Raw genomic sequence first — 17,519 nt, 5'->3', positions numbered from 1 at the left:
CAGTCAGACGAAAAGAACCTCAGGCGACGGTCCAGGTGTCCTTGCCGTGCAGCAGGGAACGCAGGTCCGGCTTCTTCGCGGCCGTTGCCTGCTCCACCTGGGCCCTGGCCTGGTCGTCGTAGGTCGGCCGGGCCACCTGGCGCAGGATCCCGATCGGCGTGTGGTTCAGGTTCTGGTCGCCGATCCGCGACAGCGCGAACGCGTAGCTGGTGTCCTCGATGGTCGGGTCGTGCTCGACCAGGTTCGCCTCGCCGACCTCGCTGACCTTGGCGACCTCCAGGCCGCCCCAGGCGCTGCGCGTCACGCCGAACTCGTTCTCCGGCCCGAACCGGATCGGCTCACCGGCCTTGAGCGGGATCAGCCTGCGCTGCGCCTCGTCCTTGTCCTTGAGCACCTCGAACGCGCCGTCGTTGAAGATCGGGCAGTTCTGGTAGATCTCCACCAGCGCCGACCCGCGGTGCTCGGCCGCGGCCTGCAGCACCTCGGTCAGCCCCTTGCGGTCGGAGTCCAGCGCGCGGCCGACGAACGAGGCCTCCGCGCCGATCGCCAGCGACAGCGGGTTGAACGGGGTGTCCACGCTGCCCATCGGGGTGGACTTGGTGACCATGCCCGGCCCGGAGGTCGGCGAGTACTGGCCCTTGGTCAGCCCGTAGATCCGGTTGTTGAACAGCAGGATCTTCAGGTTCACGTTGCGGCGCAGGGCGTGGATCAGGTGGTTGCCGCCGATCGACAGCGCGTCGCCGTCCCCGGTGACCACCCACACGCTCAGGTCGGGGCGGGTGGTGGCCAGCCCGGTCGCGATGGCGGGCGCGCGCCCGTGGATCGAGTGCATGCCGTAGGTGTTCAGGTAGTACGGGAAGCGCGAGGAGCAGCCGATGCCCGAGATGAACACGATGTTCTCGCGCTTGAGGCCCAGCGTCGGCAGGAACGACTGCACCGCGTTGAGCACCACGTAGTCACCGCAGCCGGGGCACCAGCGGACTTCCTGGTCGCTCTTGTAGTCCTTGGCCTTCTGGGGCGCGTCGGTGGTCGGCACGCCCTCGAGGCCACCGAGCACGGGCAAGCCCAGATCGATCGCGGTCATTTCCCCTCGACTCCCTTGATGATGTCGGTGAAGACGCCCTGCAGCTCTTCGGCCTTGAACGGCAGTCCGGCGACCTTGGTGTAGGAGTGCACGTCCACGAGGTACTTGGCGCGGAGCACCATGGCCAGCTGGCCCAGGTTCATCTCCGGCAGCACCACCGTGTCGTAGGAGTTCAGGATGGCGCCCAGGTTGGCGGGCAACGGGTTCAGGTGGCGCAGGTGCGCCTGCGCGATGGCCATGCCCTGCTTGCGCACCCGGCGGCAGGCCGCGCCGATCGGGCCGTAGGTCGACCCCCAGCCGATCGCCAGCACCCTGGCCTTGCCGCCGCTGGGGTCGTCGACCACCAGGTCGGGCACGTCGATGCCGTCGATCTTGGCCTGGCGCAGCCGGACCATCTTGTCGTGGTTGTCCGGGTCGTAGGAGATGTGCCCGGTGCCGTCGGCCTTCTCCAGCCCGCCGATGCGGTGCTGCAGACCGGCGGTGCCGGGGACCGCCCACGCGCGGGCGAGCGTCTCGGGATCGCGGACGTAGGGCCAGAATTCGCCGGAACCGTCGGTGGCGTTGGGCTCCGTGGCGAACTCGACCCGGAGGTCGGGCAGGCTGTCCACGTCCGGGATGAGCCACGGCTCGCTGCCGTTGGCGATCGCGCCGTCGGAGAGCAGCAGCACCGGCGTGCGGTACTTCAGCGCGATCCGGGTGGCCTCCATCGCCGCGTCGAAGCAGTCGGCCGGGGTCTGCGGCGCGATCACCGGAACCGGGCTTTCGCCGTTGCGGCCGTGCAGGGCCTGCAGCAGGTCGGCCTGCTCGGTCTTGGTCGGCAGGCCGGTGGACGGGCCACCGCGCTGCACGTCGATGACCACCAGCGGCAGCTCGGTCATCACGCCGAGGCCGATGGTCTCCGACTTCAGCGCCACACCCGGCCCGGAGGTCGAGGTGACGCCCAGCGCGCCGCCGTAGGAGGCGCCGAGGGCGGCGCCGATGCCGGCGATCTCGTCCTCGGCCTGGAAGGTCAGGATGCCGAAGTGCTTGTGCCTCGACAGCTCGTGCAGCACGTCCGAGGCCGGGGTGATCGGGTAGGTGCCGAGCAGGATCGGCAGCCCGGAGCGCTGCCCCGCGGCGACCAGCCCGTAGGCCAGCGCGGTGTTGCCGGTGATCTGGCGGTAGGTGCCGCGGGCCAGCTTGGCCGGGGCGACCTGGAAGGTGGTCGCGAAGGATTCGGTGGTTTCGCCGTAGTTCCAGCCGGCGCGGAAGGCGAGGATGTTCGCCTCGGCGATGTCCGGCTTCTTGGCGAACTTCTCGCGGAGGAAGGCCTCGGTGCCCTCGGTGGGCCGGTGGTACATCCAGGACAGCAGCCCGAGCGCGAACATGTTCTTCGCGCGCTCGGCGTCCTTCTTCGACAGCCCGGTCGCCTCCAGCGCGCCGCGGGTCAGCGTGGACATGGCCACCTTGTGCACCTGGAAGGGCGCGAGGGTGTCGTCCTCGAGCGGGTTGCCGTCGTAGCCGACCTTGGTCATGTTGCGGCCGGAGAACTCGTCGGTGTTGACGATCACCGTCCCGCCATGTGGGACGTCGTTCAGGTTCGCCTTGAGCGCGGCGGGGTTCATCGCCACCAGCACGTCCGGCCGGTCGCCGGGGGTGAGGATGTCGTAGTCGGCGAAGTGCACCTGGAAGCTGGAAACGCCGGGGATGGTGCCCTGTGGTGCGCGGATCTCGGCCGGGAAGTTCGGCATCGTCGACAGGTCGTTGCCGAAGGCGGCGGCTTCCGAGGTGAACCTGTCCCCGGTCAGCTGCATGCCGTCACCGGAATCGCCGGCGAAGCGGATGACCACCCGGTCGAGCTTGCTGATCTCGGTCTGCCTGGCGGGCGACAGCGCGGTCAGTGCGTCTGCGCCGTTGCCGTTCGCACTCGTGCTCATGGGTCAGGGATTCCCTCTCTCCCGACTGGCGTTGCCTTGCACCGGGGATCTGACAATGCCGCCTCTACCTCAAGGCTACTTGGAGAGCTTCTGGTGTATCTCGTGGTGTGAGCCGACTTACCTGTGACTTATGGTAACAGTTACCTGTGGTAGCCCCGGGTGTGTCCCGTCACGCCCTACTTGATAGTCCTCCCCGCTGAATCCCCGCTAATGCGTGAACGGAGGCGGTTCAGCCGGTCGGCGAACTCCGGTGAGTCCAAAGACGCCAGCTGGGGCGCTATTTCGATGTTGACCGCGGCTTCGTGGCCGGGTTCCGCGGCGGTCGCTCGCATGGACGCTTTGGTCGCGATGACGAGTTCGCGCGGCGCTTCGGTCGCGGGCGCGGCGAGCTCCAACGCGGCTTCGAGAAGTTGCCGGTGGTCGCCGTCGACCGTCCGCATGGTGAGACGCGCGGCCTCGGCGGCGGGGGCGTCGAGCACCTCGCCGAAAAGCGTCATGGCGATCGCGCGCTGACGGCCGACGGCCCGCTGCAGCATCCACGTCATGCCGCCACCGGGGTGCAGGCCGAGTTCCAGGAAGCGGGCGATGAACTTCGCGCGCGGACCGGCCAGCCGGACGTCGGCGGCCAGCGCGAGGTTGAGCCCGGCGCCCACGGCGGCCCCGCCGACCGCGGCGATGGTCGGCAACTTGCACCGCGCCACCGACAGGAAGCCCTCGTAGATCGCCCGCAGGCCCTCCTCCTTGGCCTCGCCCAGCGCCGAAAGGTCGGCACCGGCGCAGAAGCTCGGCGGGGCGCCGGTGACCACCAGCGCGTGGATGCCTTCGTCCGCCTCGGCACGCGCGACTTCGGCGGCCAGCCGGGCGGAGAGGTCGAGGGTGAGGGCGTTGCGGCTGTCCGGCGCGTCGATGGTGAGAACGGCGACCTTGCCGGCCTGTTCGCTGCGGATCATCGGTCCATCATGCGCCCGGGTTCGGCGGGCGCTCCAGCAGCCTCGACAACACCACGGTGGACACGGTCCGGTCGATGATCTCCAGGCCGCGCAAGCGTTCCAGCGCGGTTTCCAGCTGGTGGATGTCCGCCGCCCGCAGGTGCACGATGGCGTCGGCGGCGCCGGTCACGGTGTAGGCGGCCACCACCTCCGGCAGCGGTTCGAGCCGGGCGCGGATGCGTGCGGGGGCGACGTTGCCCTGGCAGTGCACCTCGACGAAGGCTTCGGTGCCCCAGCCGAGCGCTTCCGGGTTCACCACCGCGGTGAACCCCTTGAGCACCCCGGTCTCCAGCAGCCGGTCGACCCGGCGCTTGACCGCGGGCGCGGACAGGCCGACCACCTTGCCGATCTCGGCGAAGCTCGATCGCGCGTTGGTCACCAGACACGAAACGATCCGCTGGTCGATGGTGTTCATTTGCAATGTTTAGCATGAAAATGCGCAAGGAACGGCGATTGCTTGCACAGTCAGGTCGCCCTTACCTTGAGCCCATGACGGTTGTGGATCAGGTTCCGGTGCGCGTGCCGACCACGCGCCGCTACCTCATGTGCGAGCCGCGCTTCTTCGCGGTCGAGTACTCGATCAACCCCTGGATGGACCCGAGCAAACCGGCGAGCGCGGCCCGCGCCGTCGAGCAGTGGCGCGAGCTGCGGGACACCTACCGCCGCCTCGGCCACACCGTCGAGGAGATCACCCCGCAGCCGGGCCTGCCGGACATGGTGTTCTCGGCCAACTCCGGCACCGTGATCGACGGCCGCGTGCTGGGTTCGCGCTTCCGCGCGCCGCAGCGGGCCGCCGAGGCCGAGCACTTCCGCCGCTGGTTCGTCGAACACGGCTACCGCGACATCTCCATGCCGTCCAAGATCAACGAGGCCGAAGGCGACTTCGCCTGGACCGGCCGCCTGCTACTCGCGGGCACCGGCTTCCGCACCGACCCCGAGGCCCACGGCGAGGCGCAGGAGGCGCTGGGCGTCCCGGTGGTCTCCCTGCGGCTGATCGACCCGAAGTTCTACCACCTGGACACCGCGTTGTTCGTGCTCGCGGAAGCCACCGACAGCACGCCCGCGCAGATCGCCTACTACCCGGCCGCCTTCTCGGCCGGTTCCCTGCGGGTCCTGCGCCGCCTCTTCCCGGACGCCGTCGAAGCCACCGCCGCCGATGCCGAGTGCTTCGGCCTCAACGGCGTCTCGGACGGCCGGAACGTGGTGCTGCCGACCGAGGCCACCGCACTGGGCGCACGCCTCACCGCGCGCGGCTACGACCCGGTCTACGTCGACATCAGCGAACTACGCAAAGCAGGCGGCGGCCCCAAGTGCTGCACCCTGGAGATCCGCAAGTAGGCGGCCGCGTCAACCGGTCACGAGCAGGACCACGGCGAGCAGGGTGGCGGCCGCCAAACCGAGCAGCAGCCACCCTTCGCGCGTCAGGTACGGCCCGGTGCGCCCTCGGCGATCGCGGTCAGCGCCGCCGCACGGGAGCGCCACGAGTAGTCGGCGACCGAGGCCCGCAGCAGCTCCGGAGTGCACGAGGCGCCCCGGTTCAGGCTCTCCCGCACCGCCTCGACGAATCCGGCGGGTTCCGCCGCCACGCGCACGCGGCCGGTGTACTTCGCCAGTTCGGCGAACTCCGTGCTGACCACGGGCAGCCCGAGCGCAAGATATTCCTTGAGCTTGATGGGGTTCGAGTGGTGGATCCATGGGCTGTCCTGCCAGGGCATGAGCGCGACGTCGAAACCGGAGCCGTACGCGGGAATCGTTTCGTACGCGCGGAAACCCAGCCAGTACACATTCGGGTACTTGTCGAACCGGTCCATCGGGTGGCTCGAGTCGCCGATCAGCACCAGTGAGGCTTCCGGCAGCTCGGCGGCCACGCGCTCGAGCAGTTCGAAGTCGACCACGAAATCGTCCAGCGCGCCGAAGAACCCGATCCGGGGGCCGGGGATCCGGCGCAGATCGGCAGGCTGCTCGGAAACCGGTCGCGTCCGGAAGTGCTCCAGGTCCACGCCGTGGTCGAGGAAGTACGCGCGATCGCCGGTCAGCGGCCGCTCCTCGTCGAGCAGCGCCTGGCTGACGTAGAGCACGGTGTCGGCGTCACGCAGCAGCCCGCGCTCGAGCGCCTGGATGGTGGCCTTGTCCGACTCGGGGAAGTCGGAGTGCCGGTCCGACCGGTTGAACACCAGCGACCGCTTGGCCATCGGGCGCACCACGTCCCACGCGGTCGGGATGGTCACCATGATCACCGGCTCGCGCAGCCCGAGCGCCAGGCACACCGCCCGCACCTGCGCCCGCACCACGAACGCGTTGATCCGGCGCAGCAACGGTGAACCGTAGAACGGCAGCGGCAGCGGGGACATCACGTGGAAGTCCGGCAGTTCGGGCAGCGGCCGCCGGACGAGCATCGCCACGCTGCGCAGCTTCCGCAGGATCTTCCTGGTCACCTGGGTGCTGCGGCCGGGGGTGGGCATGCGCATGCCGATGCTGTTGACCACCAGCACCTTCCGCCGCTCGGCGACCGCGCGCATCAGCTGGAAGTCGGAATGCGCTCTGTTGTGGTACCACCAATCCTGCGCCGAGAAGCAGACGTAACCCACGTCCTCCCCCGGCGGGGACGGCCAGCGCCGCCACCGGACGAGCTCACGCAGGGCGAGCCGGTGCTTCGGCCCGCGGCGGACGCGCAGGAGTTCGTTGAGCACCACCGCGAACCACATCACGAGCGCGGCCGGCCGTCCGGCGCGCTGGCGGCGCAGCCGCACCCGGTTCGTGGTGGCCAGCGACCACAGCTCGGGGGACGTCGATTGTTCGCCGCCGAGGTGGGTCGCCGCGGCTCGTGGGGCGAAACGGACCGCGTAACCCGCGTCGCCGGCGCGCAGCATGTACTCGGTCTCTTCCGAATAGAGGAAGTAGCGCTCGTCGAGTTTGCCGGTCGCGGCGAGGCACTCCCGCGAGACCAGCCACGCGGCGCCGGTCGCCCAGTCGGCCGTGCCCGGCTCGCGGTAGCGGCTGTGCCGGACGACCAGTTCGCCGAACGCCGGGATCAACCCGGCCCGCGTGCCACCGAGCAGGGCTTCGCCGAGCGCACGCAGGGCCGTCGGTTTCCGCCGCAGTGAGAACGCCGGGCGGCCGATCTTGTCCATCAGCAACGGGACCGCGATACCGGTGCCGGGGACGGTCAGCGCTTCCCGCATGGCCCGCACGGCGCCGGGTTCGAGGCGGATGTCCGGGTTGAGCACGAGCACGTCGGCCCCACCGGCCAGCTCGACACCGGCGTTCACCGCGGCCGCGAAGCCGAGGTTGCCGGGCAGTCGCAGGATCTCGGCTTCGGGGCAGGAGGCGGCCGTCACTTCGAGCGTGTGGTCGCCGGAATTGTTGTCCACCACGATGATCCGCGTGCCCTCGATGCCGTCGACCGCGACGCGCACCGAGCGCAGGCACTCTTCGAGCACGCCGGCGCTGTCGTAGGTGACGATCACCACGGCGAGCGGCTCGGTCATCGGGTCACCCGCCGGGCCGCGGCGCCCGCCAGCAGGCGCAGGGCGAACGGCGCGTCGTCGACGAAGTACCGGCGGGCCAGCCGCTTCGGTTCCAGCGCCAGCCGGTGCAGCCATTCACCGCCGAGCCGCTGCAGCTTCTCGGGGGCGCGGCTGAACTCCCCGGCGGCCATCGGGATGCCCGCGCCGCAGCCGACGTACCAGGCGCCCGGGTGGACCTCGCGCAACTCGCGGATCAACCGTTCCTGCTTGGGGAAGCCGAGGCCGACCAGCACCAGGTCCGGGTCGGCCGAGCGCACCCGGTCGGCCACGTCGGCCAGTTGGGCCGGGTCCCGCTCGAAACCGAAGGACGGCGAGTGCGTGCCCGCCACCTTCAGCGCCGGGTAACGCGTGCTCAGCGCGTCGGCGGCGGCCTCGGGCACCCCGGGCTCACCGCCGAGGAGGTAGAGGGAGCGACCGGCGTCGGCCGCGGCGGCGGAGAGCGAGAACACCAGCGAAGACCCGGTGACCCGCTCCGGCAGGTGGTCACCCGCCAGCCGTGCGGCCCACACCAGCGGCATGCCGTCGGCGACCACCAGATCGGCCTCGCCGATCAGTTCCGCCAGTTCCGGGCGGCGGGCGGCCGCGCGGGAGATGTCGACGTTCGCGGTGACGATCCAGCCGCCGTCGCCGCGGGTCCACGCGGTGCCGACGAGGTCGACGAGGTCGATTTCGGTCAGTGGTGCGATGTGCAGGACGCCGACCTTTACTCTTTTCGGCCCAATCTGGACACCGACCAGCTCAGCAGTCATGCACGCCGCCTCGAATTCCGGGAAGAGTGAAATGGTGCGACCGGGACCCAGCCGGGAGAAGAAGAAGGCCGCGTGGAATTTAGTCGAACGGGCCCGGGAAACGTTACAGCCGTCCGGTCAGCGCATTGGCACCGGCGAAGAAGCGTCGGCCACCAGCAGTTCCGGCGGGGCGGAACCGTCGGCGCGCACGGCGAAGACAGAAGATTTCCGACCGTCGCCCGGCACCTGTGCGTAGGCCAACCGGGTGTCGTCCAGCCAGGCCGCCTGGTCGTCGATTCCGGTGGTTCCTGGCAATACCTGCTCGTGCCGGGTGGTCAGGTCCAGTACCGCGAGTTCCCACTGGCCGAATCGGCCGAGCCGCTTTTTGTAGGCCACCTTGGTGCCATCGGGTGAAAGGGACGGGCATTCGGGTCCCGGTCGCACTTCCCGCATGGTCCGGTCGAGCAGATCGCCTTTCACCAACCACGTACGATTCTGGGAAGAAACCGTCGCGTAGAAGGTGCGGTCGTCACCGGCGACGGTCACGCCCCAGTAATTCCGGTCGGCGGCGAGCAATGGTTCTCCGGCGACCGTGGTGGGGAAGTCCTCCAGCGATTCGATGAGGGTGCCCGAGCGCAGATCGAGCACTCCGGTGCGAGTGGAAAAACCGCCGGGCACGGCGTAGGAGTCGCCGGTGACGAACGAGGTCCACGACACGACCTGCCCGGACGCCGACACCCGCGCCCGGTTCGGGATGCCCGCCAGGCCCAGCGTCCGCAGGATCCCGCCGTCGGCGCCGAGCACGGCCACCTCGTAGCTGGGCCCCGGCCCGGCCAGGCGCAGGCACACCGTGGTCCCGCCCGCGGCGTAGACCCGCTGGCAGCGCTCGGCGGTGTCCTGCCGCGGCCCGCCGGGATCGGCCAGCGGCACCCGCTGCACCACGTCCCGGCCGTCGGACTGGTCGATGAACAGCAGGTCACCGGGCACCGCCGAGACCGCCTCGCCCGCGCGCCCGGCGGCGGAGCTCCAGAACACGTACCCGCCGCCCGCCAGCACGACCAGGACCATCGCCACGATCCCGGCCGCGACGCGGTGTTCACGCAGCCAGCGCATCCGGCCTCCGTCGCAGCAGGAGCGCCGAGCCGATCAGGACCAGCACGAACGCGCCCAGCACCAGCAGTACCGCGGACCGCATGGTCATCGCGGCGAGCAGGAAGCCGAAGGCCACCGAGGACAGCAGGCGCGCCACCGCCTGCCCGGTCTGCACCACGGCCAGCCCGCTGGCCCGCAGCGCCTCAGGCACCAGCGGCCCGGCGTAGGCCATCAGCACGCCGTCGGTGGCCGCGTAGAACAGGCCGTGCCCGACCAGCGCGGCGATCGCGACCGGGAAGCCCCCGTTCGGCACCAGCAGCGCCGCGTACACCCCGAGCAGCAGCACGTGCCCGGCGAAGAAGACGGGCCAGCGGCCGAACCGGTCGGCGGCCAGCCCCATCGGCACCGCCGCGGCGAGGAACACCAGCGCGGTGCCCAGCGGCAGCAGCGGCAGCAGTTCCAGCGGCACGCCGGAGGTCTTCTGCAGCACCACGAAGACGAAGGCGTCGCTGATGGTGACCAGGCCGAGCAGGCCGGCGGCCAGGGTGATCCGGCGGATGCGGCGATCACGCAGGAGTCCGGCGCAGGCCCGCCAGGAGACCGGGGAGCGGGCCGGTTTCGGCGTCGTCGGCACGTGCTCGCGGACGAAGGTCGCCAGCACGATGCAGCCGAGCACGGCGAAGCAGAAGCTGACCACGAAGACCGGGGAGGCGCCGGTGCCGAGTTCGGCCAGGATCCAGAAGGTGACCAGCGGGCCGAGCAGCGCGCCGAAGGTGTCCATCGCGCGGTGCACGCCGAACGCGCGGCCGAGCCGCCCCGGCGGGGTGGACAGGCTGATCAGCGCGTCGCGCGGGGCCGTGCGCAGGCCCTTGCCCGCGCGGTCGAAGGCGAGCACGCCGCCGATGCCCGCGCCGGACGCACCGGCGAGCGGGAAGGCCAGTTTCGCCAGCGCCGAAGCGGCGTACCCGGCCATGGCGACCATTTTCGGTTTGCGCAGGCGATCGGAGACAAAGCCCCCGAGCAGCCGCAGCATCGCGGTGGCGCCGTTGTAGAGCCCGTCGAGCAGTCCGAATTGGACGTATCCCAGCTGGAGGGTGTACAGGAGGTAGACCGGCAGGAACGCGGTGATCATTTCGGCGGAGACGTCGGTGAGCAGGCTGACCGCGCCCAGCGCGAACACCGTCGAGGGCAGTTTTCCCCCGGCCACCGGTTTTCCGGTGTGCGGTGGGCTGTTTCGCGTAGTGAGATACACCAGTCGGCGCCTTTCGTCCCGCTGGTGGAATCGATCACCGGGGCCGCGCCGTTATCGGCTGCCAGGTCTCGGATCGGCATCCCCCGGTAACGAGCCGTGGAAACGGCCCGATTAGCCGGGCATGCCGGTTGCGGTGATCGTGACCCACAACAGCGCCCGTGACCTCCCCGCGTTGCTCGCGGGGCTCGCCGAAGCCGAACTGCCCGCCGTGGTGGTCGACAACGATTCCGGCGACGGCACCGTCGCTCTGGCCAGGGAAGCGGGTGCGCGCGTGCTGGAAACCGGGGCCAACCTCGGCTACGCGGGCGCGCTCAACGTGGCCTGGCGGCACGTCGGCGCCGGCGAGTCCGTGTTGGTGCTGAACCCGGATTCCACTGTGGACCGTGAATCGGTGACGGCGCTGCTGGCCGCGGTGGACGACGGCGTGGGGGTGGCGGTACCGCTGATCAGGGAAACCTCCGGTGCGGTGGCCCGCTCGCGGCGCTACGAGCCATCACGACGGCGTGCGCTGGTCGACGCCCTGCTCGGCAGGCGCGCGGCCTGGCTGCCGTCCGGGTGGAGCGAGACCGAATGGGCCGAAAGCGCGTACCGCGGCGGGGCTGGTGCTCCCGAATGGACCTGCGGTGCGGCGCTGCTGATCACCGCCCGTTGCCGGAAACTGGTGGGGGACTGGGATGAAAGATTCTTCCTGTACTCCGAAGAGGTCGACTTCTTCCGGCGCGTCCGGGAAACCGGCCTCCGCACGGTTTTCGTGCCGGAGGCGACGGTGACCCACCACGGTGGCGGCTCGGGTTCCGGCCCGGCGCTCACCGCCCTGCTCGCGGTCAACCGCGTGCGGTACTTCGCCAAATACCACGGCCGGGCCGCCTCGGCGGTGTTCCGCGCGCTGGTGGTCCTCCACGAACTGCTGCGGGCCCGTGACGCGGGCCACCGGCTCGCGCTGAAAGCCGTGCTGACCGAACGGATTCGTACCCGATGACCGATTTCGCCGTGCTGACCCCGAGTTACGCCCCGGACGCCGGGCTCTTCGAGGCGCTGCACCGGTCCGTGCTCGACCACACCGATGCCGTGCACCACGTGGTGGTGCCTCCCGCCGACCGAGACCTCTTCGCGCGGTACGGGGGTGACCGCTGTCGCATTTGGACATATCCGGAATTCCTGCCCGAGCGTTACCTGGCCACCCCGAAAGCGGGCATCTGGCTCAACGCCAGGCGCCCGTGGCCGCCGGTGCGCGGCTGGGTGCTGCAACAGGCGGTCAAACTGGCCGCGGCCTCGCGGTTCGACGCCCGTGCGGTGCTGATGATGGACTCCGACGTGGTGCTCATCCGGCACACCACCGCCGGAAGCTTCGCGGTGGACGGCCGGATCGGCCTGTTCCGCGCGGAGAACGCCGTGCACGCCGGCATGCCGCGCCACGTGCGCTGGCACGCCGCCGCCCGCGAACTGCTCGGCCTGCCCCCGGCCCCGGACCTGCCGCTGCCTGACTACGTGAGTCCGTTCAACGTCTGGGAACCCGCCGTGGTCCGGCTGCTCCAGGACCGTATCCAGGAGGTCACCGGCAAGAGCTGGCTCGACCTGTTCACCGGGCGGCTGCACATCTCCGAGTTCATCCTCTACGGCGTGTTCGCCGACGAGGTGCTCGGCGGCACCATCCCGCGCGTGCCGTCGGATTCGCTGTACTGCCACACCTACTGGGACAACACCCCGCTCGACGAAGCCGGCGCGCTCGAGTTCGCCTGCCGCCTCGCCCCGGACGCACTGGCCGTGATGATCTCCGCGAAGTCCGGCACCTCCCCCGAAAACCGGCACGTGGCACTGGCTGCCTGCGCCGCCGCGGCGTCCCCCGAGAGACAGGACTGAACCCATGCGCGCCTTCGGTTCCCACGACTTCGCCCGGGCGTTCGACCAGGTGGTGCTCGCCGGCGACTGGCAGGAGGAACCGCAGTACTACCCGCGGTACCAGTCCCGCTACGAGGCCGTGCTGCACCGGTTCGCCGCGCTGGCGCCGGACGAGCCGGTGGACGTGCTGGAGGTCGGCGGCGGGCAGCTCGCCGCGATGGCCAGGGACCTGTGGGCCGACCGCGCGACCGTCGCCGACATCACCGACGCGTGCTTCCCGACGCTGTCCGGCCTGGGCATCGACACCTTCCGCTTCAACCTCGCGCTGGACGAAAGCGGCGGGGACCGCGAGTTCGACGTGATCCTGCTCTCCGAGGTGATCGAGCACCTGCCGGTCCCCGGCCACGTCGCGCTGCGGCGGCTGCGGTCGATGCTGCGCCCCGGCGGGTACCTGATCTGCACCACGCCGAACCTGTACCGCCTGCGCAACATCGTCTACCTGGCGCTCGGGCGGCCGATCTTCGACCACTTCGACATCCCCGGTGACCAGGGCTGCGGGCACGTGCTGGAGTACTCCGCCGAGCACCTGCGCTGGCAGATCGAGCGCGCCGGGTTCGCCGACATCGAGCTTGAGCTGCGGGAGTTCGCGCACGTGCCGAACCGCCGGACCGACCGCCTGCTCATGCGCGTGGGCAAGCCGCTGCTGCGCGTGCCGCGCTTCCGCGACAACCTGCTCGCCACGGCCGTGGCCCCCTGACCAGGGGTAACGAAATCCGGGTTGCGCCGACTAAAGGAATAGCGCCTGGACGCCCCAGGACCGGCTCGTGGAGGGGTAGATGGACTTCTGGGGATTCGTTCAGCTCGCCCGCAGGCGCTGGTACGTGGTGCTTCCCGCGCTCGGCGTGGCGCTGGCGCTCACCGCGTTCACCTACCTCTCCATCCCGACCCGCTACAGCTCGTCGGGCACGCTGGTGCTCACCGCGCCGTCCAGCGGCGCCAAGGTCACCGCGGATCCCACCGAGGGCTCGCTGACCAACCCGCTGCTCTCCTTCGACGGCAGCCTGGTCATTTCCGCGCAGATCGTGTCGCAGATCCTCAACGACCCGCTGACCAAGGAACAGGTCGGCGCCGGACCGGAATCGGGCAGCACCTACCTGGCCAACAACGGCCAGACCAACGGGCCGTTCGTCTTCGTCACCACCGAAGCCACCTCCGAGCAGGAGAGCCGCGGTCTGGTGGCGCGGGTGCTGGAACGCGCGCGGACCGAATTGGACAACCGCCAGCGCGCGGTGCAGGCCCCGGAGTCGACCTTCATCAAGGCACAGGAACTGGTGCAGCCGACGCAGCCGGAACCGCTGACCGGCGGCAAGATCCGGTTCGCCGGTGCCGCGCTGGTGTTGTCGCTGCTGCTCACCCTGGCAGGCACGTTCGCCTTCGACAGCGTGGCCAGGGCGAGGCAGCGGCGCCGGGACGAGGCCGGAGAAGCCGTGGTCACCAAGGACAAGCCGGAGCCGCCGCCGGCGCCGCGTGCCCGGCCGCGGCTGGCGAACGGGCAGCCGGACGATGACGCGACCGTGTTCATCGCCAGCGTCGGCCCGCTGCCGTCCGCGCCCGACCCCAGACGCTGAGGGACACCGGCGTGCAGACCGCGCCCTTCGTCGGCAAGGCCGAGCCGATCTGGAAGCGGATCGACGGCGCCGGGCTGGTGTGCATCTACCTCGCGATGCTGCTGATCATCCCGGCTCGCCTGGTGTTCTCGCGCATCCCGATGACGCTGGCGCCGACCATCGCCTTCGCCGCGCTGCTCGGCGTGCTGTGGCTGTGCAGCCAGCTGGTCGACACGCTCGGCGTGGCCAAGGGGCACAACGCACCCCGGGTCGCGCTCACCTGCTTCCTCGCGGCGAACCTGATCACCTACGGCGTCGCCACGCGACGGCACCTGCCCGACGACGAGCTGAACCTGGCCGACAGCGGCCTGATCCGGATCACCGCGATGACCGCGCTCGGCGTGTTCCTCTGCGACACGGTGACCGTGCGCGAGCGGCTGAACCGGCTGCTGCGGGTGCTGGTCGGCGTGATCGCGGTGTGCGCGGGCATCGGGCTGGTCCAGTTCGCGCTGGACCTCGATCTCACGCAGTACCTGCAGTTCCCGGGGTTGAAGGCGACCTCGGAGTACAGCAATCCGGAGCGTGCGAGCTTCCGGCGTCCGTCGGGCACCACGAACCACCCGATCGAATTCGGGGTGGTGTGCGCGATGGCGATCCCGTTCGCCGCGCACTACCTGTTCCGCGCAATGGACCGCGGTGAACCACGCTGGAAGTGGGCGCTGTCGCTGTCGATGGTCGGCGGTGGCGCGCTGGTTTCCCTGTCCCGCACGGCGATCCTCAGCCTGGCGGTGGTGATCCTGGTGGTGATCGCCAGCGTGCGCGGGCGCCGCAGGCTGATCGTGGCCGGGATGTCGATCGGCTTCGCCGCGGCCGCGGTGCTGGCGATCCCGGGGCTGTTCGGCACGTTGTACGGGCTGTTCGCGAACATCGACTCCGATCCGAGCGTCACCTCGCGCACCGACGACTACGACGAGGCGTGGCGGCACATCGGGCTGCACCCGATCGCCGGTCGCGGGTTCGGCACCTTCCTGCCGGACAAGTACCTGATCCTGGACAACCAGTACCTGATGACGCTGATCGAGAACGGCTGGATCGGGCTGGTCACCTTCGTCGGCATGTTCGTCGTGGGTGTCTATGCGGCGGTGCGGGTGATCGTGATCAGCCGCAACCACGAGATGCGCGGGCTGGCCGGGGCGATGATCTCGGCGATGCTGATCGCGTTGATCTCCGCGGCCACCTTCGACCTGCTGAGCTTCAGCGTGATCGCCGGGCTCAGCTTCTTCTCCGTCGGGTTGTGCGGTTCGCTGCTGCGCATCGCCCGAGCCGAAAACCCGCCCCGCGCCAGGGTCGGCCGCGTGACCTGGACCGAGAAGCTCAAGGCGAGCCTGAAAGCGGGAGCCCGATGACCACCCAGGAAGAGGCGCCGCCGCAGGTCCGGCGGGCGCTGGCGCTGAGCCTGCTGAACACGGTGATCGGCAAGTTCGGCGGCTTCTTCGTCTCGCTGCTGCTCGCCCGGTTGCTGGCGCCGGAGGACTTCGGCGTGTTCGCGGTGGCGCTGGTCGCCCTGCACGCGGTGCTCTCGCTGAACGAGTTGGGCGTGAGCCTCGCGATCGTGCGGTGGCAGGGCGATCCGCGGGCGATCGCGCCGACGGTCACCACGATCTCCACGGCGTCCAGCGCGTTGCTCTACGTGGGTTGCTGGTTCGGCGCGCCCGCTTTCGCGGAGGCGATGGGTTCGCCGGACGCGGTCGGCGTGCTGCGGCTGTTGTGTGTTTCGGTGCTGATCGACGGTGCCACGGCGACCGCGGTGCAGCTGGTGAACCGGGCGTTCCGGCAGGGCGCGCAACTGGCGGCTGACCTGCTGAACCTGGTGGTCACCTGCGGGCTGACGGTGACGCTGGCGCTGAACGGCGCGGGGGCGTGGAGCCTGGCGTGGGGGCAGTTGGCGGGCAACGCGCTGTCGGCGCTGATGTTGCTGAAGCTGGTCGACTACTGGCCGCGGCCGGGGTTCGACCGGCGGCAGGCCCGGGAGCTGCTGGCGTTCGGCCTGCCGCTGGCGGCGGCGAGCTTCGTGGTCTTCGCCATGCTGAACGTGGATTACGTGGTGATCGGCAGACTGCTCGACGTCACCGCGCTGGGGTTCTACGTGGTCGCGTTCAACCTGGCGAGCTGGCCGGTGAACACGTTCTCGGTGGTGATGCGGCGAGTCTCGCTGGCGGCTTTCGCGCGGGTGCAGGATTCGGCGTCTTCCCGTGGCGAGGCCCTTACCCGGCTGGCGGTGATCCTGGCGGTGCCGACACTGCCGGTGTGCGCGGCTTTGGGTGTACTGGCGTTGCCCGCGGTGACCACTTTGTACGGCGACAAGTGGGCGGCTGCGGCGGTCGTGGTGCAGTTCTTGGCGATTTTGGGCGTGGTCAGGGTATTTGCGGAGTTGTGTTACGACTTTCTGGTGGCTTTGGGGCGGTCGCGGGTTTGCCTGTGGTTGCAGGTGGGGTGGTTCTTGTCGTTGCTGGTCGCGTTGCCGCTCGGGGCTTGGTGGAATGGGATCGCGGGGGTGGCGGCGTTGCACGCATTGGTGGCTTCGGTAGTGGTACTGCCCGCATTCGCCTGGATGGTGCGGCGGACTGGGGTTTCGCTGCGACGGCTGGGGATGGCGTTGGTTCGGCCGGTGGTGGGGGTTGTGGTGATGGTGGGGGTTATGTTCGGGGTAAGGGGTTTGACGGATCCTTCGGCGTTGCAGTTGTTTTTGGGGGTGGGGGTGGGGGTTCTTGTTTATGTTCCGTTTGTTTGGTCGTTGCGGGGGCGGTTGCGGGAGTTGCGGTAGGGGATTTCCGGTAGGGGGATTTCCGCCCCGGTTTTTGATTGTGACTACGGCGAAGGCCTCGATGTCAAGGCGGGAAAGATGCCTTGACATCGAGGCCTTCGCCGTGTTTTTGGCTGTGGACCGGGGCGGGGTGGGGGGTTTGGGCGGCTGCTCGAGTTTGGTGCCCGGGCTCGCTTTTGAGATTTCTGGGCGGATGCTCGAGTTTTGGTGCCCGGGGCTCGCTTTTGAGGTTCTGGGCGGCTGCTCGCGTTGGGTGGCCTGGCTCGCTTGGGTTTCTGGGCTGGCTGCTCGCGTTGGGTGGCCGGGCGGATGATCGCTTTGTTGCCCGGGCGGGGCTGGGCGGGCTGCTCGCGTGGGGTGCCCGGAGCTCGCTTTGGGTTTTGGGCGGGGGGTTGGGCGGCTGCTCGGGTTGAGTGCTCGGGCGGAGGCTTGGTTTGTGGTGTCGGCGCGGCTGCTCGCGTTGGATGCACGGGCGCGGCTGGGCTGCTGCCCGGGTTGGTGTCCGGGCGGGGCTTGGGTGGATGCTCGCGTTGAGGGCCGGGCTGCTGCTCGGATTTGGTTCCCGGGGCGGGCTGCTCGGGTTGGGTACCCGGGCGCCGGGTGTGTGTGGGCGGTGCGGGAGGGACACGAATGTGGCTTTGGGGGCCGAATCCGCCCCCAA

The 17,519-nt window shown here is 69.9% G+C and carries 15 protein-coding genes; 7 read left to right on the top strand and 8 right to left on the bottom strand.

Features of this window, described 5'->3' with window-relative positions:
* Nucleotides 1-19: 19 nt before the first annotated feature.
* From L3Q67_RS08070 to L3Q67_RS08055, 4 genes are all read right to left on the bottom strand, one after another.
* Nucleotides 20-1,084: a 2-oxoacid:ferredoxin oxidoreductase subunit beta gene (locus L3Q67_RS08070; protein ID WP_499188925.1), complete on the bottom strand. Its 1,065-nt coding sequence runs from the start codon at nucleotides 1,082-1,084 to the stop codon at nucleotides 20-22.
* Nucleotides 1,081-3,000: a 2-oxoacid:acceptor oxidoreductase subunit alpha gene (locus L3Q67_RS08065; protein ID WP_499188924.1), complete on the bottom strand. Its 1,920-nt coding sequence runs from the start codon at nucleotides 2,998-3,000 to the stop codon at nucleotides 1,081-1,083. The genes L3Q67_RS08070 and L3Q67_RS08065 overlap by 4 nt, the downstream gene beginning before the upstream one ends.
* Nucleotides 3,001-3,176: 176 nt before the next feature.
* Entirely contained in the window at nucleotides 3,177-3,950 is a 774-nt protein-coding gene (locus tag L3Q67_RS08060) for a Clp protease/crotonase-like domain-containing protein (protein WP_499188923.1), read from the bottom strand.
* Nucleotides 3,951-3,957: 7 nt separating this feature from the next.
* The gene (locus L3Q67_RS08055) at nucleotides 3,958-4,404 is read right to left on the bottom strand and encodes an Lrp/AsnC family transcriptional regulator (protein ID WP_209663902.1); all 447 of its coding nucleotides are present in this window, start codon (nucleotides 4,402-4,404) and stop codon (nucleotides 3,958-3,960) included.
* A gap of 128 nt (nucleotides 4,405-4,532) precedes the next feature.
* Here L3Q67_RS08055 and ddaH point away from each other — a divergent pair, with 128 nt between their 5' ends.
* Nucleotides 4,533-5,327 (top strand): dimethylargininase, encoded by a 795-nt coding sequence (gene ddaH / locus L3Q67_RS08050; protein ID WP_499191460.1) that lies wholly within the window; start codon nucleotides 4,533-4,535, stop codon nucleotides 5,325-5,327.
* An 83-nt stretch (nucleotides 5,328-5,410) separates the two neighbouring features.
* Here the strand turns inward: ddaH and L3Q67_RS08045 are convergent, their stop codons facing one another.
* The 4 genes from L3Q67_RS08045 to L3Q67_RS08030 form a co-directional block, all read right to left on the bottom strand.
* A complete protein-coding gene (locus L3Q67_RS08045) occupies nucleotides 5,411-7,477 on the bottom strand; it encodes a glycosyltransferase (RefSeq protein WP_499188922.1) in 2,067 nt (688 codons plus the stop codon).
* Nucleotides 7,474-8,265 (bottom strand): WecB/TagA/CpsF family glycosyltransferase, encoded by a 792-nt coding sequence (locus tag L3Q67_RS08040; protein ID WP_499188921.1) that lies wholly within the window; start codon nucleotides 8,263-8,265, stop codon nucleotides 7,474-7,476. The genes L3Q67_RS08045 and L3Q67_RS08040 overlap by 4 nt, the downstream gene beginning before the upstream one ends.
* A 117-nt stretch (nucleotides 8,266-8,382) precedes the next feature.
* A complete protein-coding gene (locus tag L3Q67_RS08035) occupies nucleotides 8,383-9,357 on the bottom strand; it encodes a TolB-like translocation protein (protein ID WP_499188920.1) in 975 nt (324 codons plus the stop codon).
* Nucleotides 9,341-10,588, bottom strand: coding sequence for an MFS transporter (locus L3Q67_RS08030; RefSeq protein ID WP_499188919.1), 1,248 nt, complete (start codon nucleotides 10,586-10,588; stop codon nucleotides 9,341-9,343). Before L3Q67_RS08030 ends, L3Q67_RS08035 begins: the two co-directional genes overlap by 17 nt.
* 121 nt (nucleotides 10,589-10,709) lie before the next feature.
* On the opposite strand from L3Q67_RS08030, the gene L3Q67_RS08025 reads away from it, so the two are divergent.
* From L3Q67_RS08025 to L3Q67_RS08000, 6 genes are all read left to right on the top strand, one after another.
* Nucleotides 10,710-11,567: a glycosyltransferase family protein gene (locus tag L3Q67_RS08025; RefSeq protein ID WP_499188918.1), complete on the top strand. Its 858-nt coding sequence runs from the start codon at nucleotides 10,710-10,712 to the stop codon at nucleotides 11,565-11,567.
* The gene (locus L3Q67_RS08020; RefSeq protein ID WP_499188917.1) at nucleotides 11,564-12,448 is read left to right on the top strand and encodes a DUF6492 family protein; all 885 of its coding nucleotides are present in this window, start codon (nucleotides 11,564-11,566) and stop codon (nucleotides 12,446-12,448) included. The genes L3Q67_RS08025 and L3Q67_RS08020 overlap by 4 nt, the downstream gene beginning before the upstream one ends.
* A gap of 4 nt (nucleotides 12,449-12,452) precedes the next feature.
* Nucleotides 12,453-13,184 (top strand): class I SAM-dependent methyltransferase, encoded by a 732-nt coding sequence (locus L3Q67_RS08015; RefSeq protein WP_499188916.1) that lies wholly within the window; start codon nucleotides 12,453-12,455, stop codon nucleotides 13,182-13,184.
* Nucleotides 13,185-13,263: 79 nt separating this feature from the next.
* The gene (locus tag L3Q67_RS08010; RefSeq protein ID WP_499188915.1) at nucleotides 13,264-14,055 is read left to right on the top strand and encodes a hypothetical protein; all 792 of its coding nucleotides are present in this window, start codon (nucleotides 13,264-13,266) and stop codon (nucleotides 14,053-14,055) included.
* Between the two features lie 11 nt (nucleotides 14,056-14,066).
* Nucleotides 14,067-15,440, top strand: a complete 1,374-nt coding sequence (locus tag L3Q67_RS08005) for an O-antigen ligase family protein (RefSeq protein WP_499188914.1) — start codon at nucleotides 14,067-14,069, stop codon at nucleotides 15,438-15,440.
* The gene (locus tag L3Q67_RS08000; protein WP_499188913.1) at nucleotides 15,437-16,858 is read left to right on the top strand and encodes a lipopolysaccharide biosynthesis protein; all 1,422 of its coding nucleotides are present in this window, start codon (nucleotides 15,437-15,439) and stop codon (nucleotides 16,856-16,858) included. The genes L3Q67_RS08005 and L3Q67_RS08000 overlap by 4 nt, the downstream gene beginning before the upstream one ends.
* The last annotated feature ends 661 nt before the right edge of the window (nucleotides 16,859-17,519 follow it).

The organism is Saccharothrix sp. AJ9571, assembly GCF_021725495.1.
Classification (GTDB): domain Bacteria; phylum Actinomycetota; class Actinomycetes; order Mycobacteriales; family Pseudonocardiaceae; genus Amycolatopsis; species Amycolatopsis magusensis.
The sequence above is the reverse complement of the archived record's forward strand: the minus strand, read 5'-3'. Positions and strand labels throughout refer to the sequence as shown.

Coding starts and splice junctions, on each gene's coding strand:
- L3Q67_RS08070 (WP_499188925.1), bottom strand. CDS start 1,084: ATGACCGCGATCGATCTGGGCTTGCCCGTGCTCGGTGGCCTCGAGGGC.
- L3Q67_RS08065 (WP_499188924.1), bottom strand. CDS start 3,000: ATGAGCACGAGTGCGAACGGCAACGGCGCAGACGCACTGACCGCGCTG.
- L3Q67_RS08060 (WP_499188923.1), bottom strand. CDS start 3,950: ATGATCCGCAGCGAACAGGCCGGCAAGGTCGCCGTTCTCACCATCGAC.
- L3Q67_RS08055 (WP_209663902.1), bottom strand. CDS start 4,404: ATGAACACCATCGACCAGCGGATCGTTTCGTGTCTGGTGACCAACGCG.
- ddaH (WP_499191460.1), top strand. CDS start 4,533: ATGTGCGAGCCGCGCTTCTTCGCGGTCGAGTACTCGATCAACCCCTGG.
- L3Q67_RS08045 (WP_499188922.1), bottom strand. CDS start 7,477: ATGACCGAGCCGCTCGCCGTGGTGATCGTCACCTACGACAGCGCCGGC.
- L3Q67_RS08040 (WP_499188921.1), bottom strand. CDS start 8,265: ATGACTGCTGAGCTGGTCGGTGTCCAGATTGGGCCGAAAAGAGTAAAG.
- L3Q67_RS08035 (WP_499188920.1), bottom strand. CDS start 9,357: ATGCGCTGGCTGCGTGAACACCGCGTCGCGGCCGGGATCGTGGCGATG.
- L3Q67_RS08025 (WP_499188918.1), top strand. CDS start 10,710: ATGCCGGTTGCGGTGATCGTGACCCACAACAGCGCCCGTGACCTCCCC.
- L3Q67_RS08020 (WP_499188917.1), top strand. CDS start 11,564: ATGACCGATTTCGCCGTGCTGACCCCGAGTTACGCCCCGGACGCCGGG.
- L3Q67_RS08015 (WP_499188916.1), top strand. CDS start 12,453: ATGCGCGCCTTCGGTTCCCACGACTTCGCCCGGGCGTTCGACCAGGTG.
- L3Q67_RS08010 (WP_499188915.1), top strand. CDS start 13,264: ATGGACTTCTGGGGATTCGTTCAGCTCGCCCGCAGGCGCTGGTACGTG.
- L3Q67_RS08000 (WP_499188913.1), top strand. CDS start 15,437: ATGACCACCCAGGAAGAGGCGCCGCCGCAGGTCCGGCGGGCGCTGGCG.